Here is a 13,180-nt window from a genome sequence, read left to right as displayed (position 1 = left end):
GTGTGCCGAATGTCGGCCGAATCGGGTAAAATTTATTATCCGGCTAATGTAAACTGCTTTAGTCTCGACCTTCGAAATGCTTGCGATTCGCACCTTTTTCCGCTTCCTGGCCGCCTCGTTGCGAGGCTCGGCATGAGCGGATCCGTTGTCCTTCTGCACCTTGCCGGCGCAGTGGCGCTGATGCTGTTCGCCACCCGCATGGTAAAAACCGGTGTCGAGCGCGCCTATGGCGATGTGCTGCGTCACAGGCTGCGCGCCACCATGCGCAAGCCGCTGATGGCGGTGCTGGCCGGCTGTGGCCTCGCGATCGCGCTGCAGAGTTCAACCGCCGTCACGCTGCTGGTCGGCTCCTTCGCCGGCGCCGGCATCGTGTCGGGCGCCGCCGGGCAGCTTGCCGTGCGCGGCGCCGAGATCGGCTCGGCCTTGGTCGCGAAGCTTCTTACCTTTGATCTGTCGCTCGTGGTGCCGTTGTGCCTGGTCGCAGGAACCATCATGTTCATGGCCACCGAGCGCCGCGATTGGCGTCAGACCGGCCGCATCCTTGTCGGCATCGGCCTTCTGATCCTGTCGCTGGAGATGATCGGCCAAGCTTCCGAGCCGTTGCGCGACAGCCAGCTCATGCCGGTCATCATCGACTACTTCTCCGGCGATGCGATCAGCTCCTACCTGCTGGCGGCACTGATCACCTGGCTGTTCCAGTCGAGCATCGCGGCGGTCCTGCTCATGGCCACGCTCGCCGGCCGGGGTTTGATCACTCCGGAGCTCGGCGTCGTCCTGATCCTGGGCGTCAATCTCGGTTCCTCGATCATCGCGCCGATGCTCACCCGCTCGGCAGCGGCGGAAGTCCGCATCGTGCCGATCGGCAATCTTCTGATGCGCGGGCTTGGCTCGCTCGTGATGCTGATCCTGTTCATGATTTTCAGACCGCACTTCTCCTTCCTCGGCACGACGGCCTCCGGCCAGATCGTCAACGCCCATATCCTGTTCAACGTGATCATCCTGCTTGCCGGGCTGCCGCTCGCCGGCCTCGTCTATCGCGCTTCGCAGAAGATCGTGGCGCTCGGTACTAAGCCCGAACCGGCGGCAGCGCTCGACGTGGTCGAACTGTCGGCGCTGAACGAGAGCGCGCTCGACACGCCAAGCCAGGCCTTGGCCAACGCCACGCGCGAGGTGGTCCGGGTCTGCGAGACGATCGAGATCATGCTGAAGCGGATCATCGAGCTCTATGAAAGCGCCGACGCCGGCAAGATCAAGGCGCTGGCCGCGCTCGACGACCGGGTCGACCAGAAGCACGCCGCGATCAAGCTCTATCTGGCCAAGGTCACCAAGAACCCCCTGAGCGAGGACGAGGCGCTGCGCTGCCAGGAACTGATCGGCGCCTGCGTTAAGCTGGAGCAGGTCGGCGACATCATCGTGCGCAACATGCTTGTGCATGTCAGGAAGAAGCTGGAGCGCGGGCTGGAATTCACGCCCGAGGGCTGGCGCGAGCTTTGTGCTTTCCATGCCTCGGTTCTGGCCAATGCGCGGCTTGCCTTCAACGTGCTGGTCTCGCGCGACCCGGAAACCGCCCGCCAGTTGGTGCTCGAGAAGGACCTGCTGCGCGAGCGCGAGAAAGAGACCAGCGCCAGCCACTTCGTGCGGCTGCGCGACGGGACCGCGAAAAGCGTCGAGACCAGTTCGATCCATCTCGACACCATCCGCGACCTCAAGCAGATCAATTCGCTGCTCGCCTCCATGGCCTACCCGGTGCTGGAGGAGCGCGGGCTGCTCGGCGGCTCGCGGCTGAAGGCAAGCTAGCATCGACCGACCGGCCCGCACAAAATTAGCCTTTGCTGATCCTCGCCGTCGGCTAGGTGACGGTGAGATTGACAGACGGCTCGGACTGGGCGTCCTCACGGCACGAAGAGGGCCTTGTGCTCGTTTAGGCGGGACCACTGCCCAACCCGGTCAAGAAAACCTAAAGCGGCATCGACAATTTCTGCATTGCCCGCAGCGTCCATCCATGGTTTGAGGCCAGCTCATTCAGGATCGCTGTCCGCGCCATGCTGCCCCTCATTGCCCTGTTCATTGCCGCCTTCGCTTTCGGCACGACTGAGTTCGTCATCGCCGGCGTGCTGCCGGAGGTAGCGCAGGGTCTGAGTGTTTCCGTGCCCACCGCCGGCTATCTCGTCTCCGGCTATGCCTGCGGCATCGCCATTGGTGGTCCGCTCCTGGCGCTCGCAACCAGCAGGGTCTCGCGAAAGTCGCTGCTCATCGCCCTGACCATTGCCTTCACTCTTGGCCAGGCCGCATGCGCGCTGGCGCCCGATTTCACCTCGATGCTTCTCCTGCGCATTGCCACTGCAGTGGCGCATGGCTGCTATTTCGGCGTCGCCATGGTGGTCGCGGTCGGCCTGGTGCGCGAGGACCAGCGCGGCCGGGCGGTCGCGGTCATCCTCTCTGGATTGACCGTCTCCAATGTTATCGGCGTTCCGGCCGGCACCGCGATCGGCGGTCTCTGGGGCTGGCGGGCGACCTTCTGGGTGATGTGCGCGCTGGGCGTCATCGCGATCGTTGCCATGCTTGCGCTGCTGCCCCGCACGGCAGGCGCCGCCAACCGACCCGCCGGCCTCGCGCGCGAGGTGCGCGTGTTGGGGCGTCAGCAGGTCTGGACCTCGCTCATCCTGATGCTGATGTTGATGATCGGCCAGTTCGGCCTCTTCACCTACATCACGCCGACGCTGCTCGAAGTCACCGGCCTCCACGAAAGCCTGATCCCGTTTGTGCTGCTGCTCAACGGCGTCGGCGCGACGATCGGCGTTCTCTTGGGCGGCAAGCTTGCCGACTGGAAGCTGATGCCGTCGCTGATCGCCATGCTTTTCCTGCAGGCGGTAATGCTTGGCGTCATCTATGCGGTCAGTCCCTACCCGGTGCCGATGATCGTCGCGATCGTCATATGGGGCGGCCTCAACTTCGCCATCGGCGCGCCGATCCAGACCCGGATCCTGGCCTGGACGGCAGATGCGTCGAACCTTGCCTCGTCGTTGATTCCCTCGGGCTTCAATGTCGGCATCGCGCTCGCCGCCTCGCTGGGCGCTGCGATGCTCAATGCCGGTCTTGGCTATCGCAGCCTGCCGGTCGCCGGCGCGTTTGCCATGCTGGTGGCCGTGGCGGTCGCGCTTGCCTCGCAGGCTTGGGAATCGCGCACCCGAGCGACGCCGCCGTTGCCGGCTGCGGCGGAATAGAGCCTCGGCGTGGCGCTCTGCCGCCTCAGACGTGAGGACGCAAGGAGCCAGAGCCGCCCGACAGGATCGACACCAAACTGTGAAGCCCCTCCTCCAGCCTTTCGTGGCTGGATGCGGCACCCAACGCCAGCCGCAAGCCATCAGCGGCACTGGGCACGACGGAGAACTCTTCCGCCGGGCTGAGGGCCAATCCGCGACGGCGTGCGATCTCGGCGATATCCGATGAACACAATCGCGCATCCAGCGGATACCAAAGATGCAGGCTTGATTCCGTCGAGGCGAAACCGGCCGGCAGGATCTTGCGCGCGATCGTCTGCCTGGCCTCTGCTTCGGCACGCACCGCGGCGGTGATCTCGCCGGCCAGGCCGCTTCGCACCCACTCGCAGGCGAGCCCCGTCATCAGCGGCGGCGCCATCATGGTGGTGCCCCGGATTGTCGCCGCGATCCGCTCGACGGATTTCACGTCAGGCGCCGCCAGGAACGCCGTGCGCAGAAATGGCGAGATGCATTTCGCCAATGTAGCCACATGGAATGTCCGCTCCGGCGCCAGGCTGAGGAAGGCTGGCGGTGAAGTGGTCTGCAGTGGACTGTAGGGATCGTCCTCGACGATCACCAGGCCAAGCCTGCCCGCCATCCGAACCAGGTCCCGGCGCCGGCCCGCCGGCATGGTGAGCGTGGTCGGATTGTGAAGTGTCGCGTTGAGATAGAGAACGCGGGCGCCGTATCGTCGCGCCGCTTCCTCCAGATAGTCGGGGCGCATGCCGTCATCGTCGCGGCCCGCCCCAGCCAGCTTTCGCCCCGTGGCCTGCGCCAGCTCGATCAGGCCGGGATAGGTCAGCGCGTCCGTGAGGATCGTATCGCCCTCGCGGGTTTGCGACAGAAGGACGGCGGCGAGCAGCGCCTGCGCCCCCGAACCAACAGCAACGCGCTCGACAGGCAACCTGTCGCCGGCTGTGGCAAGCCAAAACGAGCCAGCGGCGCGTTCGGCGGGAGAACCCGGGCCGGGATGGTAGGAAAGCAGTGCTTCGGCGCTGGAACGTTTGAGCAGTCCCTCGATGCCACTCCGGATCAATGCCGGCAGGCTGAGGCCCGAAGGCGCCGGCGGAATGTTCATGCTCAGATCGAGGATCGGCTCTTCCGGCTCGCCGGGGGTGACGAAGGTGCCGCGACCGGTCGTTGCATCGATCAGGTTCCTGCGGCGGGCTTCGGTGAACGCCCGGGTGACCGTGGTCAGATCCACGCCAAGGAAGCGGGCAAGCTCTCGCTGCGGCGGCAGCCTGTCCCCCGGTTGCAGCCGCCCGATCGAGCGGGCAGCCGCAAGCGCCTCGACGATCTTGAGATAGAGCGGTCGTGAGTCTTCCGCCAAGGGAGAAAGCCAGCTGAGGTCCCCTTCACTGTTCATGCCACCGGTATCCATACATTTTGTCGCATTGTATGCATACAATAATCATATTAGTATGTATGCGTGACCTCAAGGCCGATCGAATGCATGCGAGGTCCTGGAGTGATGACCATGCACGACGCGCACTATCCCCACCTCGAACCCTGGCGGGTCGGCATCCGCGGGCGATGCCCGCGTTGCGGAGAGGGCCGGCTGTTCGACGGATTTCTGAAGCTGGCGCCGAAATGCGAAGTCTGCGGGCTCAACTATTCTTTTGCCGATCCGGCCGACGGACCCGCCTTTTTCGTCATCTGCTTTGCCTGCGTGCCCTCCGTCCTGTTCGCCGTCTGGGCGCAGGTGACGTTCGAGCCATCCATGTGGTTCCACGCCTTCGTTTCGGTGCCGATCATCCTTGCGACCTGCATTCCGCCGCTCAGGCCGCTGAAAGGCTGGCTTGTCGCGAGCCAGTTCTACTACAAGGCCGCAGAAGGAAGACTGGCCAGGCCCGGCGAATAAGGTTCTCAAGTTCGCTTGCCTTGAGACCTAAAGGTCGATCCGGTACTTGAGGCTCTCCGCGCCACCATAGGCGGCGACTTTGGCGAACCGCCCGACGAGAATGCCGCCATTGGCGAGCACCACCTTCTGGGATGCAAGATTGTCGAGATCCGTGGTGATCTCGACATAGTCGAGACCGACCGCCCTTGCCTCGTGAAGCATCAGCCGCAGCGCTTCGGTGGCATAGCCGCGCCCCTTCTTCCATGGCATCACGGCATAGCCGATGTGGCCGAGCACGTGCGGCGGCAGCGCCGACGTGCCCTTCTGCCAGCGAAGCCCGATCGAGCCGGCGGCCTCGCCGTCCCAGATCCAGCGCCGGAAGCCCGGCAGACGCGGCACTGTCGTGCCGTCCGGCAGCGCGATCGGCGACCCTTTCGCCTCGGGGTCGTCCAGGTCGGCGAGAAATGCCACCGGATCTTCTTCAATGGCCTCGAGCTGCTCGCGCGTAGCCTCCAGCAGCCGCACATTGTCCGGCGACCAGCCGCGCTCCAGCGCCGCCTTGTAGGATGGCAGATGCTCGAGCGCTGGTTTGACGAGTTCGACCATGAAGCCGTGTCCTTTGCGAGATCGGCAGGCATAGCCCCGGTCAGGATCGCCCTCAAGCTGACTGAAAGCGGATTTCGCCCTTGTTGAGGAAGCACATCTTGTCGAAGAGCGATAAATCGAGTGGGTTCGGCAGCCGGACATCGTCAAGGTCGGGAAAAGGCTTCCTGGACGCATCGTATGACCGGTCGACCTGGGAGATGAAGACCAGCACCAGCCCGCGTTCCCGGGCAAATGATCTCAAGGCGCGTATCTGGACCATGAGCTCGGGATCTTCGCGCTTCTGGTCGAGCAGTTGCAGATAGTCGATCACCGCCAGCGTGCCGCGCGGCGCCGACCCCAACGCCTCGATGATGTAGGCGGCGCTGATGGCGTCGGAATTGTCGAACTCGAACAGATGGTCGAAAACGGCCGGGTCGACGCCGATGTCGCGGAACCGGTCGAGGATATCGGCATGCATGTATTCCAGGGTGAAGAATACGGCGCGACTGCCCTGCTTCATGGCCGCCACGGCGAGTTCGAGGCTCATCAGCGTCTTGCCCTGACCCGGCCGGGCCGCAACGAGGACCATGTCGCCGGGTATCAGTTGCGCCAGCAGCCTCCCGGCGGGTGCGGCCTCGGCGGCTTTCGCCGCAAGCAGGCTCCAGCTGCCAAAGCCTTCCTTGAAGGCCATGCGGTCAAGCGCCTCATGAAGGGGAACATTTTCCTTGCGCGACAGCAACCTCGCCTGGCGCTTCAGATGATAGACGGGTGCGGAAAGCCGCATCAAAAAACCTCCTATTGCGAGCAGTCTTCGCAATCCCTCCTTATGCCGATGCTCGAACAGTCGGTTTAGCGATCGAATGCCCTGCATGAACAATGCTTTCCCAACGGAGGGAGGAGGCGTGGGCGCGCCGGAATCAGATAGTAGCCAACTTCTTGCCTGTCGAAAATCGCAGATGCGCCAGCTTCGGCAGATCGCACTAGACACAAGAAGTGTTTCGCCCATCGGCGCTATGCTCTTATGATTGGCGCAGGTGATTCACCACAAGCGATACCAGTTCGAGGGGGGATTAATCCGGTGCGGTTGATATCTGTTCCGCTTGGTGCCGCCGTCCTCTTCGTCCTCGCCGCTCTGACGGCATCGGTCGGCTCGTTCGCGGCGTTGCGCCCATCGAACATTCCGGACTGGCTGCAGCGCCATGTCGGCGACAACGAAGGTCAGATCTCGCAGGTCGTGCTGGAGCGGGCGCGCGTCCTCTACCAGAAGAAGGTCAGTGAAGGTTCGGTCAGCAACCCCTGCTACTTCGCCATGGATGCAACGCGGCCCGGCGACCTGGGCAACAGTGTGCTTGGCCAACGCTACTATATCATCTGCGAGGCCAAGCAGCTCTTTCGAGCGGTTTCTTCGGGCCATGGCGGCGGCCGCAATCTCAAAGGCGTTGCCGATTTCTCCAATGGCAGGCGTTGCGCGAAAAACTTCGGCAACGCGATGGATTCGGAGCTGACGGCAGGCGGAGCCTACATGACCGCCGAGACCAAGACGTCCTTCAAGGGCTATTATCGCGTCGGTGCGCAGAACGCGGTGTTCATGCGTACCTTCATCCAGTTCGATGGCGAAGGCGAAGCGGCGAACGCCAGGCAGCGCGTGATCGGCGGCCATCCGGCAGCCTTGCTCAGGGGCATGTGCCTGCGGAAAGATCCGAACAGCTCCTACGCCGACCATGACGGCTTCGTCCCGTTCGGCAAGCTGGTGAATTATGCCGGCGGCCGCAGCAATGGCTGCACCAGCTGGTCGCCGGCCGATGCCGAGCAGATCATCCCGTTGGTGAAGAACAACCCGACCACGCTCTACATCTATCCTGAATCGCGCGACATCGCCGCTGTGGCGCGCGCAAAGGCCGCCGGCCAAGCGCTGTCGGCTGCGGGCGTCTATTGGAACGCATCCTGCCTGAAGGAAATCGGCTCTCCGAAGTTCTGGCCGAAGAAGACCCTCGAGCCGATCATCGCGCAGTACAAGAAAGACCATCCGGCACCGCCGCCGCAGCCGGTGCCGATCTGCAAGAACTGAGCCGGTCTTCTACTGGAGCAGCCCCTTGATGATGGCGCTCGCCTTGGCGAAATCCATCTGGCCGGCATATTTCTGCTTCAGCGCGCCGATCACCTTGCCCATGTCCTTCTGGCTGGCGGCACCCGTCGCCGCGATCGCCTCGCGCGCCGCCGCCGTGATCGCCACATCGTCGAGCTGTGCCGGCAGGAACTCGCGGATGATCTCCATCTCGCCGCGCTCCTGCGCCGCCAGTTCCGGCCGCTTGCCGTCCTCGAAGGCTTTGGCCGATTCCTCGCGCTGCTTCACCATCTTGGAAAGGATCTGCAGGATCTCTTCCTCGCTCGCCGCCGGCTTGCCCGCGCCGCGATTGGCGATGTCGCGGTCGTGGATGGCGGCCTGGATCAGCCTGAGCGTCGGCAGCCGATGCTTGTCCTGCGCCTTCATCGCGCTCTTCATGGATTCGGCGATTTTCTCGCGCATGATGCTTCTCCTTCGATCGCGGCGGACAATAGCTTCGCTGGACGCTCAAGGCAAATCCAGGCAAATCATTGATTTTGCTCGGCGAAATAAAACGATTCCGCTCGGAGGAAGCGTCATTGACCGCTTTGCCGCCATCCCCTATGTACTGAGCCTCGCATGAACTGAAACTTTGGTTGCGCGCAGGCTCGCGAATTCGCCGCCGCGCGTCGTTTGCTGCGCGGATCGTCCCCTGCAACGGGATGATCCGGAAGCCGCCTCTAGGAGTGCCGCCATGGCCACGACCGCCCCTTGGGCCACCGAAAAGCCGACCGCCCTTCTGGTGCTCGCCGACGGCACGGTGATCGAAGGCCGCGGCCTCGGCGCCACCGGATCGGCGGTCGCCGAAGTCTGCTTCAACACCGCCCTGACCGGGTACGAGGAGATCCTTACCGACCCCTCCTATGCCGGCCAGATCGTCACCTTCACCTTCCCGCATATCGGCAATGTCGGCACCAACAGCGAGGATATCGAGGATTTGCATCCGGCTGCCCGCGCGGGCGCCGTCGGCGCGATCTTCAAGGCCAATGTCACCGACCCCTCCAATTACCGGGCAGCCGGACATCTCGATCAATGGCTGAAGAGGCGCGGCATCGTCGCGCTTTCGGGGATCGACACTCGCGCTCTCACCGTGCTGATCCGCGAGAAAGGCATGCCCAATGCCGTCATCGCCCATGCACCGGATGGCGTTTTCGACCTCGACGACCTGAAGCGGCGCGCCGCCGCCTGGTCGGGCCTTATCGGGCTGGACCTCGCCAAGGAGGTCACCTCGGGTCAATCCTCGGTCTGGCGCGAGACGCCCTGGGCCTGGAACAAAGGCTTCGGCGAGCAGGACGAGCCGTCGCTGCATGTCGTGGCCATCGACTATGGCGTCAAGCGAAACATCCTGCGCCTGCTCGCGGGCCTCGGCGCCAAGGTCACCGTCGTGCCCGCCAAGACCGGCGCGGAAGAGATCCTAGCCATACAGCCGGACGGCATCTTCCTGTCCAATGGCCCCGGCGATCCGGAAGCGACGGGCGAATATGCCGTGCCGGTCATCCAGAACCTGCTGAAAACCGATCTCCCGGTGTTCGGCATCTGTCTCGGCCACCAGATGCTGGCGCTGGCGCTCGGCGGCAAGACCGAGAAGATGCATCAGGGCCATCACGGCGCCAACCATCCGGTCAAGGACCACACAACTGGCAAGGTCGAGATCGTCTCGATGAACCATGGCTTCGCCGTCGACGCGGACTCGCTGCCCGAAGGCGTCGAGGAAACCCACGTCTCGCTGTTTGACGGCTCGAATTGCGGCATCGCGCTGACTGGCCGGCCGGTGTTCTCGGTCCAGCACCATCCCGAGGCCTCACCCGGCCCGCAGGATTCGCACTATCTCTTCCGCCGCTTCGTCAATCTCATTCGCGAGCGGCGCGGCGAGCCGACGCTGGCCGAGCGCGCCTAGCTCAAAGCGCCCAGTCCAAGGCGATTCGGGGTCAGGCGGAGCCGCGGTCGAAGACGGGCGCGGAGCGACCACACTGGGCGGGGTCCGAGAACCGGAGCGGACCGTACTTTTGGGTCGTGCGCACTGGAAGCGCAGGAAGCCGTCATTTAACAGGCCGGCATCACCCGGCTATCAACACGCCTTAAGCCGCGTCGGTCACCGCTTCCTGCGCGTGCATCCGCTCGACCTCCTTCGGTGTCGGCTTGGCGACCTTCGTCACGAAGACGATCACGGCCAATGTGAGGAAAACCGCGCCGAGCACATAGGGCGCGCCGCCGAACTCTACCGGCGCGCTTGGGCCGGTGAACCAGGAAAAGATCGCCGTATAAAGCAGCGGCGTGATGATCGAGGTGATCGAGAAGATCGAGGTCATCGCGCCCTGCAATTCGCCTTGCGCCGAAGGCGGCACCTTGGCGGCCGCAAGGCTCCTCAATGGCGGGTCGGCGAGCGCTTCCAGGCAGCCGGCGACGATCACCGCGTAGATCATCCAACCCTGCGTCGCAAACGCGTAGCCAAAGGCGCTGAGCGCGGTGAAGGTCAGGCCGATCGCAGCGGTGCTCCACTCGCCGAGCTTCGGGATGACACGGGGCAGCACCGTCGCCATGACGATCGCGCCGCAAAGGCCGAAGGCGCCGAGGGAGAAGCCGATCTGCTGCTCGTTCCAGCCATAACGGTAGCTTGAAACGAAGGACCAGACCGCCGGATACATCATGTGGCCGAGCGTCATCAGGAAGAAGACCAGCCCGATCCAGCCAATGCCGGGATAGTTGCGCATCTGGATCAGCGTGCCGACCGGATTGGCGCGTTTCCATTCGAAGCGGCGACGATGCTGCTCGTCCAGCGTCTCCGGCAGCAAGAACATCGCGATGAGGAAGTTCACGAAGGCGAGCCCGGCGGCGAAGTAGAACGGCACGCGCGGCCCGAACGTGCCGAGCAGTCCGCCGAGCACCGGGCCGATGACGAAGCCGACGCCGAAGGCAATGCCGAGCAGGCCGAAATTCTTGGCCCTGTTCTCGTCGTTCGAGATGTCGGCGATGAAGGCCGACGTCGTCGAATAGCTGGCGCCCGAAATGCCGGCGAGCACGCGTCCGATGAACAGCATCGGATAGGACCAGGCGATGGCGCAGATCAGATTGTCGATGGAGAAGGTGAGCACCGAGGCAAGCAGGATCGGCCGCCGCCCGAAACGGTCGCTTAAGCCGCCGATGACAGGCGCGAAGAAGAACTGCATCGCCGCATAGACGAAAAACAGCCAGCCGCCCTCGATAGCCGCCTCGCTGACGCCGACGCCGGTCAGTTCCTGCAGATAGGCCGGCAGCACCGGCATGATGATGCCGAAGCCGATGACGTCGAGCAGCAGCGTCGTGAAAACGAGCGCAAGGCCCCGCTTGGCGGTCTTGGGGTCGATCATGGTGACAAGCTCCTCGGCCGCCTTGGACGGGAGGCTCTTATAGGCGAGCCAGCCGGCCGGAACAATAAGCGAACGACCGCAACTGCCTCATCCTGACATCAGTTCCCGGCAGCCCGCCGCGGTGCCGCAGCCCTGCGTCGCTGTTCAGACCGGATTGTTGAATGTATCGCAGTCCGAAAGCTTGCCGCTCTTGTAGCCGCGCGCCAGCCAGGTCTGCCGCTGCGCCGACGTGCCGTGGTTGAAGCTTTCCGGAACCACATAGCCCTGCATTTTTTTCTGCAGCGTGTCGTCGCCGATCTGCTTGGCGGCATTCAGCGCGCTTTCCATGTCGCCCTGCTCCAGAATGCCCTTCTGCGCGGTATAGTGCGCCCAGACACCGGCGAAGCAGTCGGCCTGAAGCTCGACCCGGACCGACATCTGATTGGCCTCGGCCTCGCCCATGCCCTGCCGCATCTGGTTGAATTTCGACATGATGCCGGTGAGGTTCTGCACGTGATGGCCGACCTCATGCGCGATCACGTAGGCGCGGGCGAATTCACCCGAGGCGCCGAACTGCTGGTCGAGCTGCTGGAAGAAGGTCATGTCGAGATAGACCTTGTGATCGCCCGGGCAATAGAACGGTCCCGCCGCCGAAGAGGCAAAGCCGCAAGCCGACCGGATCTGGCTGCTGAACAGCACCAGTTTCGGGTCCTCGTAGGTGAGGCCATTGGCCTTGAAGATACCGCTCCATGTGTCCTCGGTCTCGGCGAGCACGGTCGCCACGAACTGTTTCATCTCGTCCGAGGCGGGCGCGCCGCTGTCCGGCGAACTGCTGTCTTCGGTAATCTGGCCGCCGCCCGGCACAAGGCCACCACCTTCACCCAGGATCTGCGATGGATCGAAGCCGAAATACCATCCGGCGAGAACCACCAGAATGACGAAGATGATGCTGCCGCCGCCGCCCGCTCGCCCCCCGATCGGAACGCGGAACTGCCGCGGACTGCCACCGCCGAACCCGCCGCCGCTGTCGCTGCGCTCGTCCTCGATATTGTCGCTCTGACGGCGGCCTCTCCAAAGCATGGCAACTTCCTCGCAATGCAGATGTTCTGGAAGGTCCGGCCTATGACCGCCCCCTTCAGACAATTATCGCAACGGTCACGCCGAGTCACAGCATTTTTGCTGACGAAAAGACCGCGCGTCCGGCTCCAGATGGGATGAAATCAAAGCTTTTGCTTCGAGCCGGTTTCGGACTCGGTCTTGCGCTCGTCACGAGCCGCCGCGTGTCTCAACCCGTTGGCCGCTTTCTTGCCCTTCGTGGTCCGTGCCTGTTCAACGCCCGTCGCTTCCTCCCTTCCACGCGATCATCGCGCAACGTCAGGAGCAACGTGCGTGCCGTTCGGCGGTTCCAGCGACTCGTCGGTCGGGAAGTTTAACGCTGGCCGGGCTCAGCGTGTCGTCATCGCCCTGCGAAATGCATCCAGCGTCTCGGCGCTGACATGGTGCTCGATGCCCTCGGCATCGATCCGCGCCGTCTCGGCGCTGACACCCAGCGAGCGCAGGAAGGCTTCGACAGTCTCGTGACGGATGCGGCTCTCCTGCGCCACCTTGCGACCGGCGTCCGTGAGAAACACCCCGCGATAGGGTTTCCTGGACACCAGCCCGTCGGCGCAGAGCCGTGTCAGCATTTTTGCCACGGTGGGTTGCGCGACGCCAAGCCTGGCCGCGATATCGACCTGACGGGCCTCGTTTCCGTCCTCGATCAGATCGGCGATCAGCTCGACATAGTCCTCGACAAGCGCGCTGCGGCGCGCTTCGCGGGTCTGCCTGAACCCTTCCGAATGGATTTCGGCATCAGGAAGCGGCTTTTCGCGTCGAACTGGTCTGTTCCTCAGCGCCAATACGCGCTCCTTCATGGCTGAATCGGCTCCGCACTCATAGCACGGACCGTAGTGCTCTGGCCGTTTATTTGCATTCCCGGGTCGGCGCAACCCGGCGTTTGCTGCTGCACGCGGCGCCTGTCGGCTTGCATCACAAGAGCTTGAACAATGAAGTATAGCCTGTTGCA

The 13,180-nt window shown here is 63.7% G+C and carries 12 protein-coding genes; 5 read left to right on the top strand and 7 right to left on the bottom strand.

Features of this window, described 5'->3' with window-relative positions; all coding sequences use genetic code 11:
* Nucleotides 1-132: 132 nt before the first annotated feature.
* Nucleotides 133-1,797, top strand: coding sequence for a Na/Pi cotransporter family protein (locus CK215_RS23730; protein ID WP_095832371.1), 1,665 nt, complete (start codon nucleotides 133-135; stop codon nucleotides 1,795-1,797).
* 245 nt (nucleotides 1,798-2,042) lie between these two features.
* Nucleotides 2,043-3,224 (top strand): MFS transporter, encoded by a 1,182-nt coding sequence (locus tag CK215_RS23725; protein ID WP_095832370.1) that lies wholly within the window; start codon nucleotides 2,043-2,045, stop codon nucleotides 3,222-3,224.
* A gap of 25 nt (nucleotides 3,225-3,249) precedes the next feature.
* Here the strand turns inward: CK215_RS23725 and CK215_RS23720 are convergent, their stop codons facing one another.
* Complete coding sequence (locus tag CK215_RS23720) at nucleotides 3,250-4,626, bottom strand: PLP-dependent aminotransferase family protein (protein ID WP_170950369.1); 1,377 nt, start codon at nucleotides 4,624-4,626, stop codon at nucleotides 3,250-3,252.
* A gap of 111 nt (nucleotides 4,627-4,737) precedes the next feature.
* On the opposite strand from CK215_RS23720, the gene CK215_RS23715 reads away from it, so the two are divergent.
* A complete protein-coding gene (locus CK215_RS23715; RefSeq protein WP_170950368.1) occupies nucleotides 4,738-5,121 on the top strand; it encodes a DUF983 domain-containing protein in 384 nt (127 codons plus the stop codon).
* Between the two features lie 27 nt (nucleotides 5,122-5,148).
* Here CK215_RS23715 and CK215_RS23710 read toward each other — a convergent pair whose 3' ends face one another.
* A complete protein-coding gene (locus tag CK215_RS23710; RefSeq protein WP_066994598.1) occupies nucleotides 5,149-5,706 on the bottom strand; it encodes a GNAT family N-acetyltransferase in 558 nt (185 codons plus the stop codon).
* Nucleotides 5,707-5,758: 52 nt separating this feature from the next.
* On the bottom strand, nucleotides 5,759-6,469 hold the full coding sequence (locus tag CK215_RS23705; protein WP_066994597.1) for a DNA helicase: 711 nt from the start codon (nucleotides 6,467-6,469) through the stop codon (nucleotides 5,759-5,761).
* A gap of 294 nt (nucleotides 6,470-6,763) precedes the next feature.
* Between CK215_RS23705 and CK215_RS23700 the strand changes: the two genes are divergently transcribed.
* On the top strand, nucleotides 6,764-7,753 hold the full coding sequence (locus CK215_RS23700) for a hypothetical protein (RefSeq protein WP_095832369.1): 990 nt from the start codon (nucleotides 6,764-6,766) through the stop codon (nucleotides 7,751-7,753).
* 9 nt (nucleotides 7,754-7,762) lie between these two features.
* Here CK215_RS23700 and CK215_RS23695 read toward each other — a convergent pair whose 3' ends face one another.
* On the bottom strand, nucleotides 7,763-8,212 hold the full coding sequence (locus CK215_RS23695; protein ID WP_095779703.1) for a GatB/YqeY domain-containing protein: 450 nt from the start codon (nucleotides 8,210-8,212) through the stop codon (nucleotides 7,763-7,765).
* 271 nt (nucleotides 8,213-8,483) lie between these two features.
* Here CK215_RS23695 and carA point away from each other — a divergent pair, with 271 nt between their 5' ends.
* Nucleotides 8,484-9,686 carry a glutamine-hydrolyzing carbamoyl-phosphate synthase small subunit gene (carA, locus tag CK215_RS23690; RefSeq protein WP_095832368.1) on the top strand — a complete coding sequence of 401 codons (1,203 nt, stop codon included), beginning with the start codon at nucleotides 8,484-8,486 and terminating at the stop codon, nucleotides 9,684-9,686.
* A 181-nt stretch (nucleotides 9,687-9,867) separates the two neighbouring features.
* Here carA and CK215_RS23685 read toward each other — a convergent pair whose 3' ends face one another.
* The 3 genes from CK215_RS23685 to mntR form a co-directional block, all read right to left on the bottom strand.
* The gene (locus tag CK215_RS23685; protein WP_095832367.1) at nucleotides 9,868-11,136 is read right to left on the bottom strand and encodes a TCR/Tet family MFS transporter; all 1,269 of its coding nucleotides are present in this window, start codon (nucleotides 11,134-11,136) and stop codon (nucleotides 9,868-9,870) included.
* 144 nt (nucleotides 11,137-11,280) lie between these two features.
* Complete coding sequence (locus CK215_RS23680; RefSeq protein WP_095832366.1) at nucleotides 11,281-12,195, bottom strand: neutral zinc metallopeptidase; 915 nt, start codon at nucleotides 12,193-12,195, stop codon at nucleotides 11,281-11,283.
* A 365-nt stretch (nucleotides 12,196-12,560) separates the two neighbouring features.
* A complete protein-coding gene (gene mntR, locus CK215_RS23675; RefSeq protein ID WP_066994948.1) occupies nucleotides 12,561-13,013 on the bottom strand; it encodes a manganese-binding transcriptional regulator MntR in 453 nt (150 codons plus the stop codon).
* Nucleotides 13,014-13,180 lie beyond the last annotated feature (167 nt).

The organism is Mesorhizobium sp. WSM3864, assembly GCF_002294955.1.
Lineage (GTDB): Bacteria > Pseudomonadota > Alphaproteobacteria > Rhizobiales > Rhizobiaceae > Mesorhizobium.
The sequence above is the reverse complement of the archived record's forward strand: the minus strand, read 5'-3'. Positions and strand labels throughout refer to the sequence as shown.